At 67.0% G+C, this 24,395-nt stretch carries 22 protein-coding genes; 13 read left to right on the plus strand and 9 right to left on the minus strand.

Features of this window, described 5'->3' with window-relative positions; translation table 11 throughout:
* Positions 1–449 precede the first annotated feature (449 nt).
* The 5 genes from AC069X_RS14465 to AC069X_RS14485 are packed head-to-tail and all read right to left on the minus strand — an operon-like array spanning position 450 to position 5,147.
* Positions 450–1,316, minus strand: a complete 867-nt coding sequence (locus AC069X_RS14465; RefSeq protein WP_478728538.1) for an immunity 49 family protein — start codon at positions 1,314–1,316, stop codon at positions 450–452.
* 10 nt (positions 1,317–1,326) lie between these two features.
* Complete coding sequence (locus tag AC069X_RS14470; protein ID WP_478728540.1) at positions 1,327–4,086, minus strand: hypothetical protein; 2,760 nt, start codon at positions 4,084–4,086, stop codon at positions 1,327–1,329.
* Positions 4,083–4,454 (minus strand): DUF6507 family protein, encoded by a 372-nt coding sequence (locus AC069X_RS14475; RefSeq protein ID WP_478728542.1) that lies wholly within the window; start codon positions 4,452–4,454, stop codon positions 4,083–4,085. The genes AC069X_RS14470 and AC069X_RS14475 overlap by 4 nt, the downstream gene beginning before the upstream one ends.
* Before the next feature lie 31 nt (positions 4,455–4,485).
* A complete protein-coding gene (locus AC069X_RS14480; protein WP_478728544.1) occupies positions 4,486–4,794 on the minus strand; it encodes a pore-forming ESAT-6 family protein in 309 nt (102 codons plus the stop codon).
* 20 nt (positions 4,795–4,814) lie between these two features.
* Positions 4,815–5,147 (minus strand): hypothetical protein, encoded by a 333-nt coding sequence (locus AC069X_RS14485; protein WP_478728546.1) that lies wholly within the window; start codon positions 5,145–5,147, stop codon positions 4,815–4,817.
* A 479-nt stretch (positions 5,148–5,626) separates the two neighbouring features.
* Here AC069X_RS14485 and AC069X_RS14490 point away from each other — a divergent pair, with 479 nt between their 5' ends.
* The 5 genes from AC069X_RS14490 to AC069X_RS14510 are packed head-to-tail and all read left to right on the plus strand — an operon-like array spanning position 5,627 to position 7,466.
* Positions 5,627–5,995 (plus strand): hypothetical protein, encoded by a 369-nt coding sequence (locus tag AC069X_RS14490; RefSeq protein WP_478728548.1) that lies wholly within the window; start codon positions 5,627–5,629, stop codon positions 5,993–5,995.
* Positions 5,988–6,398 carry a DUF6093 family protein gene (locus AC069X_RS14495; RefSeq protein WP_478728550.1) on the plus strand — a complete coding sequence of 137 codons (411 nt, stop codon included), beginning with the start codon at positions 5,988–5,990 and terminating at the stop codon, positions 6,396–6,398. Before AC069X_RS14490 ends, AC069X_RS14495 begins: the two co-directional genes overlap by 8 nt.
* Complete coding sequence (locus tag AC069X_RS14500; RefSeq protein WP_478728552.1) at positions 6,395–6,802, plus strand: hypothetical protein; 408 nt, start codon at positions 6,395–6,397, stop codon at positions 6,800–6,802. The genes AC069X_RS14495 and AC069X_RS14500 overlap by 4 nt, the downstream gene beginning before the upstream one ends.
* Complete coding sequence (locus tag AC069X_RS14505) at positions 6,799–7,038, plus strand: hypothetical protein (protein ID WP_478728554.1); 240 nt, start codon at positions 6,799–6,801, stop codon at positions 7,036–7,038. The genes AC069X_RS14500 and AC069X_RS14505 overlap by 4 nt, the downstream gene beginning before the upstream one ends.
* Positions 7,039–7,073: 35 nt before the next feature.
* Positions 7,074–7,466: a hypothetical protein gene (locus AC069X_RS14510; RefSeq protein ID WP_478728556.1), complete on the plus strand. Its 393-nt coding sequence runs from the start codon at positions 7,074–7,076 to the stop codon at positions 7,464–7,466.
* Between the two features lie 48 nt (positions 7,467–7,514).
* On the opposite strand, the gene AC069X_RS14515 is transcribed toward AC069X_RS14510, so the two are convergent.
* Positions 7,515–7,754: a hypothetical protein gene (locus AC069X_RS14515; RefSeq protein ID WP_478728558.1), complete on the minus strand. Its 240-nt coding sequence runs from the start codon at positions 7,752–7,754 to the stop codon at positions 7,515–7,517.
* 507 nt (positions 7,755–8,261) lie between these two features.
* Here AC069X_RS14515 and AC069X_RS14520 point away from each other — a divergent pair.
* From AC069X_RS14520 to AC069X_RS14540, 5 genes are all read left to right on the plus strand, one after another.
* Positions 8,262–8,387, plus strand: a complete 126-nt coding sequence (locus tag AC069X_RS14520) for a hypothetical protein (protein ID WP_478728560.1) — start codon at positions 8,262–8,264, stop codon at positions 8,385–8,387.
* Positions 8,388–8,692: 305 nt separating this feature from the next.
* Positions 8,693–9,181, plus strand: coding sequence for a phage tail tube protein (locus AC069X_RS14525; protein ID WP_478728562.1), 489 nt, complete (start codon positions 8,693–8,695; stop codon positions 9,179–9,181).
* A 68-nt stretch (positions 9,182–9,249) separates the two neighbouring features.
* Complete coding sequence (locus AC069X_RS14530) at positions 9,250–9,831, plus strand: hypothetical protein (RefSeq protein ID WP_478728564.1); 582 nt, start codon at positions 9,250–9,252, stop codon at positions 9,829–9,831.
* Positions 9,777–10,196 (plus strand): hypothetical protein, encoded by a 420-nt coding sequence (locus AC069X_RS14535; RefSeq protein WP_478728566.1) that lies wholly within the window; start codon positions 9,777–9,779, stop codon positions 10,194–10,196. Before AC069X_RS14530 ends, AC069X_RS14535 begins: the two co-directional genes overlap by 55 nt.
* Positions 10,197–10,690: 494 nt before the next feature.
* Entirely contained in the window at positions 10,691–11,188 is a 498-nt protein-coding gene (locus tag AC069X_RS14540; protein ID WP_478728568.1) for a hypothetical protein, read from the plus strand.
* Positions 11,189–11,314: 126 nt separating this feature from the next.
* On the opposite strand, the gene AC069X_RS14545 is transcribed toward AC069X_RS14540, so the two are convergent.
* The 3 genes from AC069X_RS14545 to AC069X_RS14555 form a co-directional block, all read right to left on the minus strand.
* Positions 11,315–11,575 (minus strand): hypothetical protein, encoded by a 261-nt coding sequence (locus AC069X_RS14545; RefSeq protein WP_478728570.1) that lies wholly within the window; start codon positions 11,573–11,575, stop codon positions 11,315–11,317.
* 265 nt (positions 11,576–11,840) lie between these two features.
* Positions 11,841–12,515, minus strand: coding sequence for a hypothetical protein (locus AC069X_RS14550; protein WP_478728572.1), 675 nt, complete (start codon positions 12,513–12,515; stop codon positions 11,841–11,843).
* 123 nt (positions 12,516–12,638) lie between these two features.
* Entirely contained in the window at positions 12,639–15,848 is a 3,210-nt protein-coding gene (locus AC069X_RS14555; protein ID WP_478728573.1) for a DNRLRE domain-containing protein, read from the minus strand.
* Positions 15,849–16,248: 400 nt separating this feature from the next.
* Here AC069X_RS14555 and AC069X_RS14560 point away from each other — a divergent pair, with 400 nt between their 5' ends.
* The 3 genes from AC069X_RS14560 (at position 16,249) to AC069X_RS14570 (ending at position 24,244) form a co-directional block, all read left to right on the plus strand.
* Positions 16,249–23,343 (plus strand): ricin-type beta-trefoil lectin domain protein, encoded by a 7,095-nt coding sequence (locus AC069X_RS14560; protein ID WP_478728575.1) that lies wholly within the window; start codon positions 16,249–16,251, stop codon positions 23,341–23,343.
* 101 nt (positions 23,344–23,444) lie between these two features.
* The gene (locus AC069X_RS14565; RefSeq protein WP_478728577.1) at positions 23,445–23,774 is read left to right on the plus strand and encodes a ribosomal protein L7/L12; all 330 of its coding nucleotides are present in this window, start codon (positions 23,445–23,447) and stop codon (positions 23,772–23,774) included.
* Positions 23,775–24,130: 356 nt separating this feature from the next.
* Entirely contained in the window at positions 24,131–24,244 is a 114-nt protein-coding gene (locus AC069X_RS14570; protein ID WP_478728579.1) for a transposase family protein, read from the plus strand.
* Positions 24,245–24,395: the final 151 nt, after the last annotated feature.

The raw sequence follows: 24,395 nt of genomic DNA on the forward strand, positions 1-24,395 counted from the left end.
GCCGCTCCCGGAAGGCGGCCTCCGCTGCTTCGGAGCGTCGGGAAGGCAAAGGTCGTGCCCCGCCCTCCGGGGAGGGCGAGGCACGCGGGTCCGATAAGCACAGCAGCCAGCTCTGATTAGTGGACGCACTTCACGCTACGGCACCGAACGGGACGGTCTGGTGTCCCGCGTTCACGGCCATGGTGGAGTACGGCGGAGGCAGGCGCGAACGGCCCAGGACGCTGAGGCCGGCGGTGTGCCGCGGCCCGCCGGGCAGCGCGTCGCCAGGTGGGCACGAGGCTTGCCGCTGCCTCCCGTACGGATTCGCGGAAGGTGCGGAGTCTCTGGTTGAGGGCTGCTCGGCGGCGGTTGACTCGGCGGCCGGCTCCGCCTGCCGGGCAAGGGGCATGGCGGCGCGAGGGCGCTTTTTAGAGAGCCGGTGACTCCGGCGCGGGCGCCGGAGCCGACTGTCAGGCGTCCACTTCACCGACCCAGCCGAACTCCAGGAGTTCCTTGGGGAGATACTCGGACTCGACCTTGATCGCCATACCTGCATCACGAGCCATGCAGGCGATCGCGAGCGGGCCGAGCGCGACCAGGCCTTCGCCGCTTCTGGAACGGGCCTCGTTCGCGGTCCAGTACTCCTTGTGCCACGTGAGCGCCTCGGCCAAGACCTCGTTGAAACGCTCCTCGTCCCGGGTCGCATACCTGTGGAAAAGGTCGATCGGCGGGTAGAGGATCTTCAGCATCAACTCCGGGCTGGCGATCTGAACGTGAGCGGGGTCGGTGCCCTCTACTGCACGGACCAGGCTGTCCCACGTCTCCTGCCGCCCGAAACGGTGGTTCTGAAGGGTCTCCACCCACGGGTAGATGTACTCGTCAAACTCCGCACCGGACGCACGGAGGAAGGGCAGGGGAACCTGCGCGAGCCGGTTCATGCGCTCGGCCTCCCGACAGATCGCCGCCAGGTAGAAGGAGGTAAGCCAGTTGGCGGCGTGCAGGTACTCCTGAGGTCCCGTCGCCGGCAGCTCCCTTTCCTCGTGATTGACGCCGATGCGGCACCTGACGGGCCCCTCGGTGGCCTGGCCAGCCGTGAACAGCGCGGATCCGGTCTGCATGGCGAGGATCCAGGCCTCCCATGTCGTGAACCGGTCCGCAATGGGGTCCGCGAGGCAGTGCCACTTGGCTGTGATAAGTGTGAGCATCAGGGCGTCATGGCGGTCGTCCTCGGATGTCCCGAGCCCCGCGAGTGCCTCCTCGGCACTCTTGATGATCGGCGCCATGGCCTCGGCCACATTGTCCGTGCTGAACGCGTGGCGTGGAATGTGCGTGAGCACACGCCCTCCTTCAGTCGATGTCCAGGTATTCTATCCGAGCACCCGCATATGTGGAGTCGGTGTGGTCGAGTGCTTTCACCAGCACAAACTTCAGTTTTTTGAGTTTCAGCGCGTTGCGCAGCTCTGCCGCAATCTTCGCGTCATCTCCACCGCGGCTTGTCATTTCGGCAAAAATTGTACGAACGTAGGGTCGGGTCCCTTGTTTGACTCGCATGCCCTGCGCCCCGCCGTCATCGCCTATATGCGGGTTCTCAGGGTCCTCTGGGTCGGCGCGCCCCTGGCGCCAGTCCAGGTCCCCGGAAGGAGCTTTTGCTTCCACGATGAGACGCTCGCCGTCAGAACCGATCCGGTATGCCAAATCGAACATGTTGGCGCCGTTGGGTGTTTCCGGAAGGCTGATCCGCTCATTTACGGTGAACTCGTTCGGAATTACGTGCAGTGCCGCAGCCTGCTCCCCGAGCGCCTCGGAAATCTTGCTGTTGTTGGGAACGCCTCGCAGCAGTTTCTCGTAATATTGAAGCGCCTTCTTGAGGGCTGTCCTGGTCTTGGTGGACGGCTCATCCTTGAATGCCTTCTCGGCGTTGGTGAGGTCCACTGACGCTCGCCGGTTCGCAGCCGCCGAGTCGAGGGCCGCCTGGTGCATGGACGGAACGGTCTCCGGTCCAAGTTCCTTGGCCGCGTATACGGTCTCCGAGGGCCCATGAGGCATGTCGTACTTGGCGATCCACCTGCCATCGGCAGCCTTTTTGAGAATAGGGAGTTCGGCACCGTCCACCTTCGCGGACTTGGAGTGGCGGTGGCCATCCGTGTCCCTGTAGTACTTCTCAAACCATGCAGGATCTTCGTTCGCAAGTCGAACATGTTCACGAGTAATGGCTGCCGCTTCTGCGGCTGTCCGCTCCTTGGCCGGCTTCTCGCGGGCAGCCTCGTACTCCGCTCGGTGGGCTGCGGCCGAATCTGCGTGGGGGGCGTTGTCCACGACCTGCGTTTCCGGGTGAGCTCCTCCTGCCGGCGAGGGATCGTGACGGCCACCGCTGTCGGGGCCGCTGAGGCCGCCGGTGTGGTCCGTGCCGCCCCGGGCCTCAGCATGGCCTCCACTGGACGGGGTGTCCTGATGTGAACCGCCCGTGGACGGGACATGGGTATCCGCGCTGTTCCGGGGCATGTCGTCTGGGGAGTGGCCGCCCAGCGAGGTGTCAGCCCGGCCCATGGGAGCGGATTCGACGCCGTGGCCCGGCCCCGACATGTCTCTGCCAACGCCCTCCAAGGCACGACTGCCCCTGCCGTCGGCCCGGCCGAGGTGCCCGTCTTCACCGGCGAACTGGCGGCCCATCCCGCCGGTGGGATGGGCTATGCCCACTGTTGTGCGGGTGTGGGGGGCGCCAACGGTGACTTCCTGGCGTCTGGGGGTCTCGGCCGGGGCGTGGTCGAGACCCTTGGGGACCTTGGTGAGGTCCTGCTTCGGCAAGCCCGTGTGATCCAGGAGCTGGTTGGTGATCTTGTCGTAGTACTGGGGTCGGCCCAAGGCATCGTCAGGGAGGCGCATTGTGTCCTCGGGGTGCGGCAGACGCACACCGGGCGGGGGTTGTACCTTGGGGAATTCCTTCCAGACCACGTCGTCGGGCTTCGGGAAGGCAGCGTCACCACTCGTGGTCAGCTTCGCGAAGAGCTCGCCGACCTTGAGTTTGTTGAAGGTGTATGAGCCGGCCTTGAAAACGTAAGTCACGGGGTCGATCAGCCTGCCGACCTTACCGGCCGTTGCGATGGCCTTAGCGACCGTGCCCGTCTTGGCCGCGGTTCCGGCCCCGCCGGTGAAGATGGTGGTGATGACGTTGAAGGTGACCGCACCTGCCGCGCGGGCGGGGTTCTTGCCCCACTCGTCCCACGCGACCAGGGCTTTGCCGGTCTCCTTCATCGCCGTGCGCGAGTCGCGCAGCCAGGCGGGGAGTTCCTTGTCGTCGGCCGTCCAGTAGGCCACGCCCATTCCCGGCTGGAGGGTGAGGGCCAGGCCGGTGCCCAGCTTCGCAAGGCCCGTCCAGGCCTGGCCGGCCTTGTCCCAGCCGTCGTAGCCGACAAGGGTGCCGAGCCCGCGGACGGTGCCCACGATGCCGTCGACGACGATGCCGTCCCAAACGAAGGACTTTGCCCAGTGGTCGATCTCGTACCACCGGTGAGTCTGATCGAACCGGGTACCCCACGGCAACGACTTGGAGTTGTTGAGGTCCTCCAGCCGGTAGCCGTACATGTCTTTGGCGTGCGATCCGTCGTCATAGCGGAGCGGAGGTTCGCCGTGCAGCGCACGGAGCTTGTCGGCGCAGGTCTTCTCGGCAGCCCAGAAGGCGGCGACGGCTGCACTGATCTCACTGATCAGCTGGCTGTTCTCGTCGGTCTTCTTCTTGTCGTCCTTCCAGTGCTCATCCCCGCTGATCTTGTCGCTGAAGGCTGCGGCCCTCGCCTGGAGTTCCTTCAGCCGGTTCGCGATCGGCCGTGCCTCGCTGACGTACTCACCCAGTGCCTTCGCCGCCGCATCCATCTGGTCGGCGAAGAAGTCGCTGTCCGTGCGCACCGGGTGCGTCGTCGCGAACAGCTGGGCCGCTTCCGGCGCCGAGTAGAACGCGGACAGGCCCTGGAACTCTGAGTCCACGTTGGCTCCCGCGTCGCGGAAGGTGCCCGCGGCGGCCGTGATGGCGGCATAGTCCTGCTCCAGTGCCTCCAGGTCGCCCGTGAAAGTCGGGACCGTGCAGGGGTTGACTGGCTGCTCGCCGCTCACTGCTTGACCGCCTCCAAGAAGACGACCTGCGGCGCCTTCAAAGCCTCGCGCTGGGCGTTCGCCGCCTGCTCGAGGTTGCCGTTCACGTACGCCGTCGTCGCGTCCATCGCGCCCTTGATCGAAGCGTTCGTCCGGGCACCGATGAACGTCAGCCGCACGTTGTGGGCAGCCACCAGCTCCGCCAGTGCGGCAGCGATGGGCCCCATCCCAGAACCCTCACCGCCGCCGAAGGAGAGGGTGCCCGCGTGCTTCGCCGCGTTTGGCAGCGTCGCCTCCAACGCCTTGCTCGCCTTCTGGAAGCCCTCCGCAGCGGTCCCGGTCTTAAGCAGGACCCCCCGCACGCCAGACGGCTTGATGTCCCAGTCCATGTCCTACCCCCTTCTCCCCGTAAGCTCGGCGTCAGCCGATGTTGTCGACCGCCGCCTTGGCCTTCTGCAGCGTGGCCTGCGCGGTCGCGTCGTTCTGCTCCAGCGTGGTGCGGACGAGGCGGATGATGTCGCGGACCTCGTTCGCCGCCTTGTTCCAGCGGACTTCCTTGCCGTGGTAGTCGTCCGAGACGCCGTCGGCCTGGAACTCGGCCATCGCGGCCTTCACCGCGGCGTCACGGTCGCCGAGCACCCGCTCCAGCTGGCCGATGATCCCGCCGAGTCCGCCCTGTACCTCCACGGAGGCGGCGATGTCGTACGAGGTGCGGTCCTGGTTCGCCATGTCTGTCAGTCCCCCGGGTGTCAGCGCGCGCCGAAGCGAGCGGCGTCGAAGTTCGCGGAGCCCATGTTCTGGTGGGCGTTGTCGCCCTGCTCCTGGTCACCGGTGGTGAACGAGGTGTCCATTCCGGCCTGACCGCCGAGGATGGCGCGCAGCGAGGCGTTCAGCTCGGCGGTGATCGCGTCGGAGCGCCGCTTGAAGGAGTCGAACGCCTGCCGGCCGACGCCGTTGAACTTGCCCTCCAGCGGGTCCGCGGCGGCGATCAGCAGCTTGATCAGCGTGCCGAGGTCCTCGCTGGAACCGGTCGTGGCCTTTCCCAGTTCCGACAGCGTGGTGCTGCCCATGTCGAACTTCATCCGCCCACCTGTCGTACCGTCACGCGCCCAACATGTCGCGCCGTCATGAGCCCCTGTCTACCTAAGAGATCTTGCGAACACAAAACAGGGTTTCGGCCAGCCAGCAGCTGCGCTGTGCAGGGCGGCGCCTACGAGGCCATGCCCGCAGAGCCTGCCGCCTGCTTAGCGGTTCCCAGAAAGGATCTTTCATGTCGGCCTGAACGGGTCGTTCGCTGTTCGGGCCGCACCGTCACCCAGCGTGGGAGAGGTTGTACAGCCGGGTGGCCCCGTTCATCGCGTGAGAAGCGGCCACCACCCTTGAGGCTGAAGTCACGCAGGATCTTCTGGGTCTTCATCGGGGCGGAAGGACGCGCTCGACCCGAGCACAGACCTTGCGGTGGGAGGCATTGAGCTCGTCATTCCCAGCGGCCATTCACCGGGCCACAACGGCGACGCCCAAGGGCGGCCGACGTGCGCTTCGCGCACCTAGTGTCCTGGTCATGAGCAAGTTTGATCAGCCTCGCCGTATTCGGATCGCCGCGCCCCACGATGAGCCGCCGGTGATCGAGCTCGACGGCCAGGACGTTTCCGCAGCCGTGGAGGTCTACAGGGTCACGCAGGCCCCCGGCGAGCCGCCGGAGGTCACCCTTTACGTGAACACCGAGTGGCAGGGGTTCGGCTTCGACGGGCTCGCGGAGGTGATGGCGGAGCCGGCGGATCTGAGGCACGTGGTGATCGAGTTCCTTGATGCGGTGCCGTGGCAGAAGCTCGACCAGGCCGTGCTGGGCCGTAATGACCTGGACGGCCAGCCGGGGGAGCTGACCCGCGGGGTCCTGGCGCAGCTGCGGGAGTGGGCGGCCAGTGCTTAACGCTCGCGGGATCGCCCGGTTCGCTGATCGGCACATGATGCCGGACAAGGTCCGTGTGACCCGGGCCGGCGAGGAAGACGTCCTGGACCCGGCCACGGGCGAACTCGTCCCGGCGGCTCCGCTCGTCGTGTACGAGGGCAAGGCCGGGCTGTACCCGCAGCAGGAGAAGACCCGCTCCCGGGGCCGGAACGGGGCGTGGGCAGAGGAGATCCGTGCCGGGTACCGGCTGCTGCTCCCGCTGCAGGTCGCAGAGCTGGAGGACCACGACGAGGTGCTCGTGGAAGAGGCTCGTGACGCCCAGGCCGTGGGCCGTACGTACGAGGTGACGACGCTGGGCGAGGTGTCGTCGTTCCCGGTGCTGCGGACGGTGTGGCTGGAGCAGCACGACCGGAGTGGATCGTGAGCAGGAAGAAGGGCTCCTTCAATCACCCCGCCGCTCTTGCTGCCGCGCTCGATCAGGGCGCGCTGGTGCTGCGTGGGGAGTCGGAGGCGGCGGTGCGGTTCAGCGCGGCGGCGATCGTTGCTGCAGTCCGGGCTCGCGCATCCGGGCGCCCGGGCCCGCGGGTGATCACTGGCCAGTACCGGGCGTCGTGGCGGTCGGAGGTCCAGGGCGGTGGGGCGGTGTGGGTCGCGGAGGTCGGCACTAGCGCCCCGCAGGCCAGGCGGCTGGAGTACGGCTTCGTCGGCACGGACTCGCTCGGCCGGCGGTACGCGCAGCCGCCCTTCCCGCACGCCGGGCCCGCACTGGAGGCGGCGGGGCCGACCGCCGTACGCCTCCTGAATGCGGCCGTGGAGCGTGCCCTGTGAGCGACCTGTCCGCGGATGTTGAGATGGCGCTGACCGAAGTCCTGGGCGGCCACGAGCGGGGCATCCTGTCCCGTGCCCTGATCGTCGCGGAGATGCTGGACGGCGACGGCGAACGGGCCCTGTCGATCATCACCACCCCCGGCGTCACCGAATGGGACGCGCTGGGCCTGTGCCGGTACGGCGTCCTCTCCATCGAGGGACCGGCCGCCGCGCATTTCGCCGGAGGTCCGGAGTGATCGCCCGTGCCCCGATCACCGCTGCGGTCCGGGCCATGCTGGTCACGGCAACCGGGAGGCCGTGCGGGCTCGGCTCGCTGCCCCTGGTGGACGGGCGGCCGGCGCCGCTGCCCTACACCGTCCTCTACCCGCTGGGGGGACCCGTGGACGGAGCGCCATTCTCCGACGCCGCGGAGGACGCCCATCTCACCTACCAGGTGACCATCGTGGGCGCCCGCGTCGATCAGGCGGAATGGCTGGCCGACGGCGTACGCCGCGCGTTCCTCGGACGGACAGCAGCCGGTGAGTGGCAGCAGCCCCTCAAGGTGCACAGCAGCAGAGTTTGGGCTCGCGAGCTCCTCGTGGATGAAGGAGCCGACCCCGCTGCGGCAGGGGACTTCACAACGTACGTCCAGCGGTACCAGGTCAGCGCCACCGCTTCGGAGTGAGGCGCGTGGGGGCGGGGACCGTCGCGGTCCCCGCCCCCACGAACGGTGTCAGACGCGCTCGGAGAGGTGGGCAACCTCCTCGGGCCGGTCTTCAACGGGCTCAGCGGGCGCCACACGGTCCGCGATCACCCGGCGGAGCCGTGTCACCTTGGGCCCCCAGAACTCGCGGGTGAGGCCGATGAGCCGCTTCGTCACGGGCGGCCCGAGGATCGCCGCACCGAGCGCGATGAGGGTCGATTCCGTCCCGTTCTCCGTGATTGCGGAGATGATGATGTTGATCAGCTGCACTGGAACTCCATGTCGATGAACAGGCGCAGCAGCCACCTGTTCCGGAGATCAGGCAGCGAGCGCCCAGGGGCGTACTGGGGCATCGAGGTGGAGACCGGGCTGCGGCCCGCGTGGGATTTCAGGTGAAGCCATCCTGAGCAGACCGCATGGCGATGTGTCGTGGGGTGGTACGTAGGTGCTGAACTCGTAGTCGCCCAGGCCTAGGAGTCGGTCTAGAGCGCGTTGCAGCTGTCGGCTGAGCCGGGCCAGTCGGCGGTCAAGCCGAACGAGCTGCGCGGTCGACATCCGGTGGAGATCGGTGAACGCGCGTTCCTGGAATACCGGTCCCGCTTCATTCTCCCGGCGCTCACGTAGCGCCTCGCTTCGTGGCAGCGGTTCCCGCTCGGCGGGTGTCGCACTATCCGCCGGAATCGCGGCTGAGCCAGTGGTAACGATGACCCAGGCGTTACCCAGCAGGTCTCGCAATCGGCGGTCTTCGAGCTCATGCCCAACGGCGCTTCTTGCCCGATGAGCCTGCGCAACAGCCTTGAGACCGAGGCCGAACCGGCCGATATCCCGCATCTGGCCTGGCCGATAGCGGGCCTCATACGTGACGACCATCGCGTTCTCGGCGAAAACACGGTCTATATCTGACGGTTCCTGATCAGCCCACCACGCAGGGATGCCGAACGGCAACTCCTGAGTGCGGCTGGGACCGTTCTTAGTCACGAGAGGAAGCGTAACCCTAGAACTCAAGCGGTGGAGCTGATCCGACCGTCTTCCCAGCACCGGTACGCTGATCACGTTCGGCGAGCTGGGCATTCAGCTGACCGCCCCCTCACCGCGGAGGCCCCACGCGGACGCCCAACCCGATCAATGGATGGGCCGGTTCCCCGACATCGTCGAGGGACGGGGCCTCCCTGACGTACGGCTGCCGTCCCGGAATCGGACAGCAGACCTTGCAGATCCAGAAGTACTCTCGGCGCGGAGTCACGCGCATCCTGTGGCTGAAGGCGGTCAAAGACCTTGGCCACCTTCCTACGCGGGCGGAGCTGACCGCCGGCACGGACCTGACGAACGCGGTCGCCGCGATCGACGGCTGGTCGCTGTCGAACCAGGCGATCGAGACCCCTGACCTGGGGTCCACGTTCGAGTCGAAGATCCCCGGCGTGGACCAGGCAGACGACTCCTCCCTCGGTTTCTACGAGGACCAGGTCGCGGACGAGATCGAGCAGCTGCTCACGAAGGACTCCACCGGCTGGGTGGTCTTCCTCCGCAAGGGCGACGTTCCCGGCTCCCGGTCCATGGACGTCTTCCCGGTCCGTATCGGCTCCCGGTCCCCGCAGTACAGCGTGGACAACGAAGCCGCCAAGTTCGTCGTCAGCTTTTCGATCACGGAGAAGCCGCTCCAGGACGCGCCCGTACCTGCCGCCGCACCGAAGCCGTAACCGCCCTCCTTTCCCGGCCGGGCGGCGTGCTTCGCCCGGCCGGGACCTCCCCCACCACGGAGCTCCCGATGACCAGCATCACCCCCACCGAGCCGACGACCCCGCCGGCTACCGGCCGCGACGACCACTGGGCGCGGAAGCTCGCCCGGCTCCGCGCCCGCCAGCTTCCCGAGCAGGTCCTTCAGCTGTGCGACGACATGGCGGCCAAGCAGCGCCTGGACCGGGCGAAACTGGACGTTGCCCGGCTTCGGCTGGCTGACGCCGAGACCGGCGGCGAGCAGGAGGAGCTGAAGGCCGCGGGGGCCGAACTCGCCGCCGCGCAGGACGCCTTCGACGAGGTGTCGGTCACGCTCTCCTTCCGGGCGCTGCCCCGGCCGACGCTGGACGGGCTGATACGGCAGCACCCTCCGACGGAGGACCAGGCCGAGGACGGCGACGCGTGGAACCCGACGAGCTTCCCGGCCGCGCTGGTCTCCGCGGCGCACATCGAGCGCGACGACGAAGGCCGCGAGGTCGACGGCATGACGCTCCAGGAAGCGCAGGATCTCCTGGACGGCTGGCCGGTCGCGGAGTCCAACAGCCTGTTCGCGGCGGCGTGGCAGGCGCAGCAGATCAACCGTGCGACCGCGAGCGAGCTGGGAAAAGGCTGATCGCTGACGGGCACCTGCGCGCCGAGCTGGAGCTGTGCGACCGCTACCGGATCCCGCACTCCTTCTTCCTCAGCGCGGGGGACGGCCGGTGGTCGGAGTCCGACCGGGCCAAGGCCTTGGCCTTCGAGGCGTACCGGCGCAGCGTGTGCGAGCACTGCGGCACACGAGCCGCCGAGTGGGACGAGCAGCACGGCGGGGATCGGTTCGCGTACATCACCACGACGGTCCGATGCGTGGGCTGCGAGCTGATCGCCACCGAGCAGCAGACCGTGCCCGAGGGCCCGGACGGGTACGGCGTGCGGATCGGTCTGGTCCCGCGCACGGCGTGGGAAGGCCGTGCGGCTGACCGAGAGCAGTCGTCGTAGAGCCCGACCGACGACGATCAGGACGCGCGGTCCCCAGGCGGGCGCGACCGCACCCCAGTTCGGGGTGCCTGGGAAGGGCCACGGGAAGGTGCTCACCGACCTGGCGCACCTGCTGTGGGCGCAACGCAACTGTGCGGCCGGCCGTAAGCAGCCGGCCCTGCTCGTCGCGGCGGCCAAGGACGGAGAGCCTGCTGAGCATGGCTTCTGTGCCGCAAGCCGACCTGGCCAACACGGCTTCAGGGAGCTCACGCTTCGCCTACGGTATCCAGTGTGAGCGCGCATGAAGGCGACGTGCTGATTGCCGATGGGACGGGATGAAACGAACCCGGTGACCGCCGGGTCGTCGTCAACACGGTGTCGGCTTCGTGGTGACTCTGTCGCGTGCGTCTCGTGACGGGCCAGCACTCATGTTCAGATCACCCTGCCAGCGGCCCCGTCGAAGACAACCTCACCCCACGGTGCTGCCCTGCCTGGGCAGCAGGGATGATGCCTCCGTGGCGACCAACCTTGAGCTCTTCGCGGACTACTTCCAGATCCACGTCCTGGACGACGACTCCGAGGCAACCGAAACCGGCATCGGTGACGTGTGGACCGAACAGGCCGTCCTAGACGGGCTCGGCATCGCCGAACACGCCCTGGCCATCGGCACGGCAGTCAACGTCACCGTCGACGTCACCATCGACCTCCTCACGGGCCCGCCAGCCGATGACAGCGCCGACTTCGACCACGTCGCAGAGGCAAGCCTCAACCTGGCCTCCGGACGAATGGTCGTGCTGGGCTGCACCGATTACGGCCCCGACGCAGCACGCTTCGACATGCCCGCCGGCTGGACCCGCGTCCGAGCGTCTCGACGGAATCTCGAAGCCGCGGCCTTCCCCGACCCTGACTGCGAGGACGAGCCCGAAGACAGGGAGGAGATCCGGATCCAGGCATGGCCTGCACCGCACTCCTTGCCCAACGTCATCAAGCGATGGACACCGCCCGACGCATAGACCGCGAGTGGTTGTTCGTGTTCATCCGCGCGCGGAAGAGCCCGCCAAGGGGTGTTGCTGGCGCCGGTGCTGCACCGCTGCGGGCGAGAGGCCTCGCCGGCGTGGCGCGACGGGCTCGGGCGGGCGTTAGAAGGCGAGTTCCAGGAGGCCTCCCAGGGTGAGAACCAGCCCTGCAAGGGCCATCACGGCTCCCAGGTAGCGGTAGACCTGCTTCGACATGATTCGCTTCGGGGTGCCGAGGTCTCCGCGGGCGTGCATGGCCAGCTCGGCGTTGGCTGCCGCGTAGCGTGTCGCCGCGCCTGCGGCATCGCGGATGTTGAAAGCGAGGGCGCTGCCCGCGACAAGACTGATGGTGCCGAGGGTCAGAAGGAAGAAGGCCAGGCTCATGCTGCACCCCTTGGGTGATGTGGTGATCGGATGGAAAATGGGCGCGGGTATGCACCGCTCGGTTGATCCCCCCATCTGAGGGTCTTCCTCGGCCGGGCTCGGGGGCTTCGGCTGCGCAGGCGAGAATGAACTGCACGTGCACACCGATGATGGAAGTCCCACGACGATCAAGGTCAAGTCGCCCGGATAGGCGCTTTCGATCTTGCCTGAGACAGGCAGCTTCACCCTGCGGACGCACCCGCTACGGAGGTGGAGTCGGCTGTCCTCAGCTGAGCTTCTTCAGCTGTGCCGCCACGACTTCGGCCGGTTTCTCTGCCGTTGCGGAGGTGCTGTGTGCGGTGAAGGTCGCCAGGGTCGTGCTCTTGCGTACCAGGGTCACCTCGATCGGCGTCTTGTTGCCGTTCAGGTCCTGTTCTGCGGCGAAGGAGACGCTTTCGTCACCGGCAGTGGGTGCCGTGCTGGGAACGATGTTGCTGAGCGTCACCTTCTCGGCGCCGTTGACGACGTTGACGGAGCCGCCGCATGCCTGGCCCGCGGCCTTGATCTCGGCGAGCAGGGTTGCTGCCTTCGTGCCGTACCAGGAGTGCAGGGACACCTTTGTCGTGGTCGTGCCCTTGGTGGCCTGGGTGTGCACCTGGCCACCTGTGCCGGTCATGGCGCCGCCGAGGAGGGCGGTGGCCAGGGCCCGGCACTCGGGCCGATCAGTGGAGATGACCGGGCCCTGGAACCCTTCCTCGACCTTGTGGCCGGGAAGGTCCTGCGGGGTCAAGGCCAGGGCGGTGAGCTGCTCTTCGTTCAGGGGCTTGGGGGCCGGCGCTGCGGCCGCAGGTGACGGCGGGGCGTCGCTGTGGGATGAGGTGTCGTTTCCGGCGCTGCACGAGGTGACGAGGAGGGCCACGGAGGCGGCTGCGACGGCATGGCGGACGGGACGAAGGCGCATGGAGGTTCCCTCTGGCAGACAGATGGCAGTGCGTGGCGCGGACCTCTACGGAAGGGCCCGAGGGCGAGTGCCCGGCCGGTGGTTGACCGGCCGGGCACTCGTTGGTGGAGCGGGGGTTCTGGCTCAGCCGATGGCGCGGGCGGTGGCCCAGTCGTCTTCTTCCACACGCCAGCTGGTGGCGGCTGCCGTCCGGCCTCCGAGGACGAGGTGGAGGGTGCCGTCGTTGCGGGTGGCGTAGAAGTCGGGAATGCCGTCGTTGTTGACGTCGGGGGTGCCGCGCAGGAGGGGCCAGGTGGTGCTGTCCCAGCCGGTGGTGGCGTAGGTGAGGTCCTTGCCGTCGGCGGAGTTGATCGCGAGGGCGAGGGAGTTGATGTCGGCTCCGCCGCCCGGGCCGGGCTTGCCTCGGCGCAGGGCCAGGCCTCGGTCGGGGGTGGTGTCGTCGCGGAAGAGGAGGTCGGGTACTCCGTCGCCGGTGATGTCGCGGACGTCGATGATGTCGCGCTTGGTCCAGCTGGTGGCGGAGAGCTGGCGGGCCTCGGTGATGGTGGCGCCGCTGTATCCGGTGAGGATCCAGAACGTGTCCCCGGCGGTGGCGAAGATGTCCTCCATCTTGTCCCCGTTCATGTCCGGGACGACGACGATCTGGGAGAACGTGGCCGGGTCGGGCGCCCCCGCCGGAAGCAGCACCTCGGTGCGCTTGCCAATGTCGAAGCGGCCGTTGCCGTCGCCCTGGTAGACGTACAGCTTGCCGTCGGGCATGCGGGCGATCAGGTCGGTGATGCCGTCGCCGGGGCACCAGTCGTGGGAGTGGGCGATGAGTGCGTTCTTGCCGCTGGCGTCCTTCCAGTAGCCGGCCGGTACGGGCTTGCCGTTGTCGGTGGCTGCCGGCATCCACGCGTCGACGTCGCCGATCTGGTCGGCGGGGTAGACCCGCAGGTCACCGGCTCCGTCGACGACCAGGAGATCGGCCTTGCCGTCGCCCGTCGTGTCGCCGGGGCCGTCGAGGCCGGGCCGGGGGCGAACGTAGAAGGTGTAGGTGAAGGGGGCGGAGAGGTTCCCGGCCTTGTTCACGATGCGGACGTAGAAGAGGTTGGGTCCGGCGTTGTCCGGGTTCACGTCGACGGTGACGTTGTCCTGGCCTGCGGCAGGGACAGCCTTCTGGTCGTAGACGGGGTGGTTCAGCGACCACTGGAACTCTCGGATGTCGGCCGGGTTGGTGCCGCCCGCGATGACGGTGATCTTGCCGGGCCCGAGGGTGTTCTTGCTCCACTCGGCGCCATCGGGACCCGGCGCGGGGAAGTCCTCGGAGCGGATGGTGGGGGCGGTGGGCTGGGTGTGGTCCACCGTGAACGTGCACGGCTTGTCCGTCCCGGCGGGGCCTGCCGCAGAGGTGGATCCGTCCCAGTCGCTGGCGGTGGCCGTCCAGGAGTAGGTGGTGTTCGCAGCGAACGATTCCCACGGGATGGTGGTCCGGGCGACGCCGTAGCTATCGGGCCAGATCCACTGGTCGAAGACCACCTGGTTGTCCGAGGCGCGCCAGACCTTGAACTGGATCTGCTTGAGGTTGCCGTCGCCGTCGCGGCCCTGCACTTCGAACATGACGTCGGACTTGCCGACCTTGTTGAACGGCGCGTCGGTCACGCACAGCCCGCCAGGGACGGTGTCCATGCCGGCCTGGGTCGGCTCGTCGGGAGCCTTGTTGTACTCGACCTCGATGTACGGGGCGCTCTCGCCGTTGGCGAGGAACTTCTTCCAGTAGCTGGCGTCGCTCTCGTTCGGCGAGCGCAGCCCCAGGGTCAGGTTCTGCCACGCGCCCCGGGCACCCTCCTCGACCTTCGACTTGATGTCGATGCCCACCCACGCGTCAGGGCAGGAGCTGTTGTAGCCATGGCCGGTGCTCGCCCCGGCGATGCGATTGCCCCAGAAGGTGCCGTTGTTAGTGTTGTTCCAGGTGCTGGCACTGGTGATCAGCGGCGTGTGGTAGACGTCGAATGCCCTCGGGGTACAGCCCCATGAGTAGGTCTGCAGCATCCGCAGGTTCGCCGAGCGGATCTGCGAGCCGTGGATCTGGGTGCCGAAGTCGAAGATGAACGCCGCCCGTGAGGTGCCGCCGGTCGTCGACTCGTAGCCGACACGCGCCTCGGGTGTGCCGCTGCCGCTGTTGTAGTTCTGGCCGTTCCAGAAGCTGGAGCCGCCCTCGGTCTTGTAGAACGTCGTCCAGTTCTGCTTGTGCCCCTTGAACGAGGGGTCGATGAAGACCGGGTAGACGGTTTCCGCGTCGTTGAGCAGCTGCGCGTTCGGCGTCACCGTCAGGACGTTCTCCGCCGACAGCGCGGCGCCGGCCGCCGTCGCGTGGTTACCCTCCGCGCCGTTGAGGCCGGGCAGGGCGAGGGTCGGGTGGTCCTTGGACTCCGGCGCCGGCTGCGCCTGCGGTTCACCTTCGGTAACGGCCACCTTGCCGGCCGAGTCCCACATGAACGGCGTGGGGGAACCGGCGATCTCCCGGCCCTGCGCGTCCTGGGCGCTGACAGACCGGGACCCCTCGTCCAGGTGGAAGGTCAGATCTGGGGAGGAGAGGCGGTAGTTCAGCTGCCCGAGCAGCGGGTCGGCCGCGGCCTGCTTGTCCTTGACGACCAGAACGTGCGTGTAACCGCCGTCCTGCGCCGTCATCACCAGGTCGATGCCCGGGCGGACGTTCTCGTACAGCGCCCGCGGGCCAGAGACGACCGGCTCGGGCAGCGGTCCCGGCCAGGACACGACCAGGTCGTGCCCATCGGTCGTGAGCCGCACCAGCTCGCTCCACGCGGGAACGGGTCCATCCGCCTTCAATGCGGCGGGACGGGCCAGGGCCAAACGGGAGACGCCACGCGAGGCCCGCTCACCACCCCCGCCACCCGTGGCCTGAGCCTTCGAGCCGGCGCTGAACACCACGCGCCCATTCACGGCCTTCGGCGCGAAACCCTCCGCCACCCGCTCCAGCGTCGTGTCGATCGGCTTCCACTCGTTGCCGACCTTCGCCCGCGTCGCCAGGCTCGAGACCCTCAGCTTGAACCTGCCGCTCGGCTGCGCCCACGTCGTGGTGTGCGCGGTTGCCTCAGCGGTGACCTCGACCTCCTTGCCGCTGTCCTGCGCCAGGCGGCGGGCTTCGGGGGCGGCTACCGGGCCGTGCGCCTTGGGGGCGGGCTCCCTTTCGGGTCTCCGCTCAGGTCCGTCGAGCTGCATCCCCACAGGGACGGCGACGGCCAAGGCAAGCAGCGCGGCCAGCCCGCCGGTGGCGCGCCGCCGGCGGTACCAGCGGCGGCTCGGCGGGTTTTCAACTTCGTTGGCGGGCACGGGTATTGGTGGATTCTCATCCACTGCTTCACCGACCGACATTCTCTTTCCCACTCCCCCCTCGGGCCCACGCATCACAGCCCTCGGTACTCAGATAACAGCTTCACCCGCCTCCTGGAGGACCAGCGGTCCGTACTCTGAAGCACCTTCCAGGCGCGGGTCGCGCGAGCTGAGCATGAACCATCACGTAAGCGAGGTCACCCCCTGACCTGGCACTTCAGCGTCCCTTGTAGGCGATTTGGGCCGTTTTCCATGAAGTATTCACGGGTTAAAGTGATAAAGGCCACACCGGATATCGGACTATGGATTTCGGGATCGGCAGACCACAGAATCAGCTGGCAATTTGTCAGTTTCCTGCCACACGTGTGTCTTCACCGTGGGCAGATCGTGGGGGGTCTACATGTCGCCGTTCTCGGCGCATCATTTCCGCCTGCCCGGAAACAAGAGAGCGCGTCGCAGACGCGCGCGTCTCGCCGGGCAGGCCGGCGTCACCGTCTCGGTGGCGCTGGTTGCATCTCTCCTGCCCTTGCAGGCCTGGGCGGCATCACCGGGCGACCGCAGTGGTGTCCAGCTGCCCGGTCTCCAGCAGGACATCAAAGCCAAGCTGGACAAGGTCGAGGCCGGCAAGCTCGAAGGCTGGGCCGGCGCGCCGATCCAGCCGCCTGCCGAGTACGAGCCGTCCAAGGTCACACCTCCAGCTGGCGGAACGGCGAGCGTGGCGCTGTCCGGCGACCAGCTGGTCCAGGCCGGCGCCCTGCCGGTGAGTATCGGCAAGGCTTCACCGACCGCCGAGAACCCGACCCCGCCGGCGCCGTCGGGCACCTGGGCGGTATCAGTCGAAACGCGTGCTGCCACGGAAGCCGCCAGGGTCGACGGCGCGCTCATCAAGGTAACGCCGCCGGCAGAGGGCTCCACGCCAGTAGACGTCCAGCTGGACTACAAGAAGTTCAAGGACCTCTACGGCACCGAGTGGGCCACCCGCCTGGAGCTGAAGCAGCTCCCCGAGTGTTTCCTGTCCACCCCGGACCTGCCTGAATGCTCCATCGCCCAGGACGTTCCCAGCGTCAACGACCCCGCCACAGGCACGGTGCGCGCAACCATCGACCCGGCCACCGCTCCCAGTCAAGGCATGCGCACCATGGCGGGCGGCAGCGGCGGGCCCACCGTCCTGGCTGCATCCGACGGCGCCGCTGGTGCGGGCGGAACCTACAAGGCAACGTCACTGTCCCCTTCGGGTTCCTGGTCGGCGGGCGGCAGCAGTGGCGGCTTCTCCTGGTCGTACCCCCTCACTGTTCCTGCCGCGCCCGCCGGGCCCACGCCGACGGTCGCCTTCGGGTACTCGTCGCAGGCGGTCGACGGCAAGACCTCCGTGGCCAACGGTCAGGCCTCCTGGATCGGCGACGGCTGGGGCTATGAGCCCGGCTTCATTGAGCGCCGCTACCGCTCCTGCTCGGACGACCTCAAGGCCAGCCCGGCCAAGCCAAACAACGACAACAGCACGGACAAGAAGAAGAGCGACCTGTGCTGGGTCGGCGACAACGTCGTCATGTCCCTGGGCGGCTCCACCACCGAACTGGTCCACGACGCCACCACCGGTGCCTGGGTCCCGGCATCGGACGACGGCTCCCGCGTCGAACGCAAGACGGACGCCGGTATCGCCAACGGGGCGAAGGACGGTGAGTACTGGGTCGTCACCACCCGGGACGGCACCCGCTACTTCTTCGGCCGCCACGACCTCGACGGCGCAGGCAGCCGACCTGTCACCAACTCGGTCCTCACGGCACCGGTCTTTGGCAACCACCCCGGAGAACCCTGCCACCAGACCTCCTTCGCGGCCTCGTCGTGCAATCAAGGGTGGCGGTGGAACCTCGACTACGTTGAGGACGTCCACGGCAACGCCATGATCATCGACTGGGCCAAGGAGACCAACCGCTACGCCAAGAACGGCAAGTACAAGGAACCGGTTTCCTACACCCGCGCCGGGTACCCGACTCAGATCACCTACGGGCTACGCAGTGACAACCTCTCTGGCGCCCCGGCCGGCAAGGTCGAGTTCACCGCCGCCGAACGCTGCATCAAGGAAGGCATCACCCAGTGCTCGGACGCTGAGTTCGAGGGCAACAACTACGGTGCCAAGCAGCCCTGGTGGGACACCCCAGCCACCCTCCACTGCAAGGCAGACGCCAAGGACTGCTACAGCGGCGCGCCGTCCTTCTGGACGCGCAAGCGGCTGACCGCTGTCACCACCTACGCCCAGCGCACTGCGGGCTCCACCGCACTGTCCCTGGTGGACCGGTGGACGCTCGCGCAGTCGTTCCCGAGACAGCGCACGGACACCCACCCGCCGCTGTGGCTGGAGTCGATCACCCGCACCGGTTTCGGCACCACCAAGGACGCAGCGGGTAACCAGGAGAGCATCGCGCTTCCGCCCGTCTCCTTCCTGCCCAATGTCCAGGACATGCCCAACCGCGTCGCGACCAGCGCCACCGACGCGACGCCCGACTTCGACCGCCTGCGCGTGGAGACCATCCGCACCGAGACGGGCGGCGAGATCTCCGTCGACTACTCCTCGCCCTGCCCCGTCGGCGGAGCACATCCGAAGCCTGAGGAGAACACCACCCGCTGCTTCCCCGTCCACTGGTCTCCGGACAGTGAACTGGAGAAGCCCCAGCTGGAGTGGTTCAACAAATACGTCGTCGACAAGGTCACCGAGAAGGACCGTGTCGCCCGCCAGCCCGACGTCACCACCAACTACACCTACGAGGGGGACGCTGCCTGGGCCAAGGACACCGACGAGTTCACCAAGCCCGAACTGCGCACCTACAACGAATGGCGCGGCTACGCCAGCGTCGTCGTGAGCAAGGGCGTCACCGCCAACGCGGGCAAGAGCGACGCGACCGAGCAGTCCCAGACCCGCACCCGCTACTTCCGCGGCATGTCCGGTGACGCCGGCCGCCCCAAGATCACGCTCAGGGACTCCACCAACACCGAAGACCTCGGCGAAGACCTGCGTCAGTACCAGGGCAACGCTGCCGAGAGCATCACCTATACCAAGGCAGGCGGCAGTGTCGTCTCCCGCGTACTGACCTGGCCCTCGAGTCAGAAGACGGCAAGCCGCCCACGGGATGGGACCGCCCCGCTGGAGGCGTTCCGAGGCGATGTCACGCGCACGGACGAGATCACCAACGTCAGCGCCGGCAAGTCCCGCATGGTCCGGACCCGCAACACCTACGACACCACCTACGGCTTGCTTCTCACCACGCAGACCGAAGCCCTGGCGAACAGCGGAGCCGGATGGGCCAGTGTTGAGCAGAAGTGCACAACCACCAGCTACGTCCACAACCCCGGCCAGTACCTGATCGGTCTGCCGCACAGGGTCCGTACAACCCAAGGGGACTGCGGACAGAGCGCGACCGGCACCGTCCTCGCAGACTCCCGCACCTCATACGACGCTCTGAACTCCTTCGGAACCACGCCGACCAAGGGGTTGGTCTTCCAGGCCGACACCCTCGACGGGGCAGGGACCGGCTGGATCACCAGCACCCGCAGCGAGTACGACGCCCTCGGCCGCGCTGTGAAGACCTACGACGCCGCTGGCAACGCGTCCTCCACCGCCTTTGCGCCGGCAGCCGGTCCCGCGTTCACCGTGACGAAGACCAACGCCATCGGACACACCTCGACGACCACCGTCGACCCAGCCCGCGGCAGCCTGCTGGAAGCCACCGACGCCAACGGGCGCAAGGTCACAACCAGCTACGACAGCCTCGGACGCTCCACAGCAGTCTGGACACCCTCCCAGAAGCCTGGCACGGACAAGGCAGCCGTCACCTTCGGCTACCAGATCTCCGAACACGAGGCTCCAGCGGTCACCAGCAGCATGCTGCAGGACGACGGCACCTACACGCAGACCGTCACCCTCTACGACGGCCTGCTGCGGCCTCGCCAGACCCAGGCCAAGGCCCTGGGCGGAGGCCGACTGATCACAGACACGCTGTACAGCGCCAACGGCACAGCACGCCGCACCAACAGCGCCTACTACGCCGAGGGCACACCCGCGAAGAAGATCTTCGTCCCGGAAAGTGTCTTCCAAGTCCCGAGCTCCACCGAGACGGCCTACGACGGTCTCGGCCGCACCATCCGCACCACAACTCTCCACTCGGACGTACCCCAATACTCGGCCACGACCGAGTACGGAGGCGACTGGACCCGCAGCCGGACCGGGCTCTCTCCCGACGGCACCACTGCCCTCAAGGGCAGCCGTGCCGGAGAGACCTGGACCGACGCTCTCAACCGCACAACCGAGGTGCGGCACTACACCGCCACCGACCTCACGACCTTCAACAAGACCACCTACTCCTACGACGCCCCCGGCAACCTGACCAAGGTCATCGACCCCGCCGGGAACCAGTGGACCTATAGCTACGACGCCCGGGGCCACAAGACCAGCGCCAGCGACCCCGACATGGGAACTTCCACGTTCGGGTTCAACAACCTCGACCAGCAAATCTGGGCGAAGGACTCTAGCGGCCGTACCCAGTACACGACGTACGACGTCCTCGGCCGCACGACCGAGCTGCGTGACGACGGCCCCAACGGGCCGCTCGTCGCGTCCTTCACCTTCGACACCCTTCCAGGTGGTAAGGGCCGGCCCGTCGCGTCCACGCGCTACGAGGGCGGTGTGGCGTACACCAGCGAGGTCACCGGCTACGACGCCGAGTACCGCCCCACCGGCTCGAAGATCACGATCCCGAACGTCCCCGCGACCAAGGGCCTGGCTGGCACCTACGCCTACAACACCACTCACACGCCGACAGGCAAGGTCCAGTCGACCACCCTCCCGGCCACACCAGGTGGCCTGGCCGCGGAAAAGCTGGTCACCCGCTACAACGCCGACGGCATGCCCCAGAGTATGTCCGGCCTCAACTGGTATACCGCCGACATCAAATACAGCCCCTTCGGCGAAGTCCTACGCACCGCGACCGGTAACGCGCCGAACCGGGTGTGGACGACGACCCTCTACAACCAGAACACCGGGCAGGTCACCAACCAGATCACCGACCGGGAGACCGGCGGCCCAAACCGCGTCAGCGACATCTCCTACGCGTACGACCCGGCCGGGAACATCACCTCAATCACCGACTCCCAGCCCGGCGGCCGGGAGGACCGCCAGTGCTACGCGTACGACCCGATGGGCCAGCTCACCAAGGCCTGGACCGGCAAGACGGCGGCCTGCACCGGCCCCAGCCTGGCGGACGTCACACCTGGTCCCGACGGTGACGGCTTCTGGCAGGAATACCAGTTCGACGCCATCGGTAACCGGACTAAGCTGATCAACCGCGACCTGACCAACGGGGCGCTGGACGACGAGACCACCTACACCTACGGCGTAACGCTGGCCGGCGGCGCCCAGCCGCCGGTCAAAACCCAGCCACACGCCCTGTCCAAGGCCGAGAAGACCACCCGCAACCCCGGCTCGACGGTCACCTCGCTGTCCACCTACGAGTACGACGCCCCCGGCAACACCAAGAGCCGGCGCATCGACGGCGACACCCAAACCCTCAACTGGGACCGCCGCAACAAGCTCACCTCCGCCACCAGCCCCGGCATCGGAGCCGTGTCCGTCATCGGCGCCTCCGGCAAGTGCATCGACGTCGAAAGCGGCGGAACCGCTGACGGCACCCCGGCACAGATCTACCCCTGCAACGAGACCAAGGCGCAGCAGTGGCGCCTGACCGGCAACACGGTCCGGGCCCTGGACAAGTGCCTCACCACCAGCGGCAGCAAGCTGGTCCTGGCCACCTGTGACGGCAGCGACAAGCAGAAGTTCGTCTACCGCGCCGGCGACAAGTCGCTGAACAACCCGGCGACCAACCAGTGCGTCGATGTCCCCAACAACGCCGCCGACGGCGGCGACCTCCAACTGTGGTCCTGCAACTCCACCGGACCCCAGCAGTTCACCTTCGACAACACCACCACGTACGTCTACGACGCCGGCGGCAACCGCCTCATCGAGGAGACCGGCAACTCCCGCACCCTCTACCTCGGCGAAGCCGAGATCACCGTCAACAAGGCTGGCCAGGCCATCGACGCCGTCCGCTACTACAGCGGCCCCGGCGCCACCACCGTCCGCCGCACCAGCGGCAAGGCCGACAACCACCAGCTCACCGTCCAGCTCGCCGACCACCACGGCACCGCCACCACCTCCGTGGACCAGAGCGCCGGTCAGGCGGTATCCCGCCGCAAGTCGGACCCCTACGGAAATCCCCGCGGCACCCAGCCCGGCAACTGGGCCGGCAGCCGCGGCTTCCTCGGCACCGGGATCGACGACACCAGTACCGCGCTCACCCACATTGGTGCCCGAGAGTACGAGGCGACCACCGGCCGTTTCATCTCCGTCGACCCCATCATCGACATCACAGACCCACTCCAGATGAACGGGTACGCCTACTCCGCAGGCAATCCCGTGATGAACACAGACCCGAGCGGCCTGCGCAGTGAAGAATGCGGCACCCTCTACAACTGCGGCTCGAAGGGCACCATCACTTCCAACAATACCCACGAAATCACATACCGAACTGACGGCGGCGCTCACCTCGCTAGGACCCAACACGTCAACAGCAACCGCGGGGACAGGTCGTACTCGAATAGAGTCTGGCTAACGGCCACAGGCGCCAACGGCGGATCAGGAAAAGGCACCAACAGCGGAACCAGGAACACGAAGGGGTCGAAGAGCGGCAAACCCCAGGGCCACACGAAGACCGTTTGCAACCGCGCCTCATGCACAAGCACATGGGTAAACCAGCCCATGGGCAACGACAGAGACCTCGCCGCCGGATTCCTGGCAGGAATTGCAGATGGCCTAACCTTCGCCTGCCAAGGGCTTAAGTTGTTTGGCGAAGTAGAATGTGCAGGCGACGCCGTCCGTAAGGAGGCAGTTGCCGAGTACGGCGTCGATGCGGGATCTGCGGCATTCGATATGGGATATGCCGGGGGCGGGGCTGTTGCCGCACTACCCTTGGGTCCGATAGCCCCGGAAGCATTCGGCGCCTCGCAAGCCATGAGGGGCAGCATCGGAGTTGCCGCTGAAGTAAAGCAAGTCCCATACCTGACACGCGGACTGCTTGGCCACCCTGGCGGTAACGGCATGGCCGTATCGGGACGCGTCTCTCCGGCCGAGATGGCGGCACTCACGAACGCCACCAATAAAGAATGGGCGCTCGTTTACCAATATGGCCAGAAGCAAAATGGCGGGGGAGGCCAATATTTCCTTTACTCCGGCGGAGATCATGCCGTACCCGTAGGACCTCTAAGCCCAGATCGAATGCTAATTTACCACACTCACCCCACATTCCCTTACGCAAGCCGACCAGATATGCAACTTATGGATAAGCTTCAGACGATGGGGTCTCCGCAGAGGTCATCCAGGATTGTATTGAGAGACGGATCCACAATTCGATTCGGTGGCTCGTACAACCAAACGGGAGGACCGCGCTAGCGATCAAACGCGGCTAACAAGAGGGGGCCCCACCAAGATGGGGCCCCCTCTGCTAACATTCAGATGAGTTTCAAACAGTCAGCCACTCTAAGGAGGATTCCATGGAGGAACCGGGATTCCACGCCGTCCTAGAAGACGTCGGTGATCGGAAGGTGGACGTGGTTCGAACAGTCCAGAAGATCACCGGCCTGAGCCTGTGGAGAAGTAAACTCTTGACTGACAGCACACCGGTTGCGGTCACACAACCGAATTGGCTTGAAGTTGCACAAGAGGCAGCCAAGACTCTCCAGGCAGTCGGCGCGCGCACCAAAGTTGTGTGCGACTGGTGCCATCGTTCTATCCCTGAAGACCATCCGGTCGACCCTGGACCCTGCGCAGGCCCGTGGCGCCCGGAAGACTGCCGAGCGAGCTGCCCTGCCAGCGGTTGCTAAAGGGCTCTGGATCTTTCGGCGTAACTCCAGATCAAGAAGACACACCGATAACCAGTAAGAACGCGGCCGCAAACGGAGCCCTTCAACTCGTCTGGGCCCAGGGCAACGTTGTTTCCGGCGAAGTGTCCGTCTTGAGGCCGATTCAGGCAGCTGTCGCTGCGACGTTCACGGATCGGGCGGCATCGGAGGCAGGCAGCGCCTCCGGGTGATCATGAATGTCGAGCCCCGGATCACCACGCCGGAAGACGGTGCCTGTCTAATCATCCTGGCCCATCCCCACCGGCCTCGGCCAGCTTGCTGCCGCCCGGCCTCCCAATCCCGGAGACCACCCGCACCTGCCGGACCAGCTCGCGACGGTGCCCGATCCGCGACGCGCGAAGGGCCGCCGCCACCCTCTTGCCTCCGTCCTCGCACTTGCCGCGTGCGCGATGCTGGCCGACGCGAAGTCCTTGGCCGCGATCGCAGAGTGAGGCCACATTTACACTGTGACGTGCTGGTTTGTCGCCACTGAGCAATAGACACAACCGAGGGCTTCGACGGCCAAGGCGACCTGATCAGTCTGGTCCCGGTGAGGTCTGGGAGGAGCAGCAGGCCGCATGCTGACGCCCGTACGCTGAGCAT

This window comes from Streptomyces sp. NPDC043896, assembly GCF_056435605.1.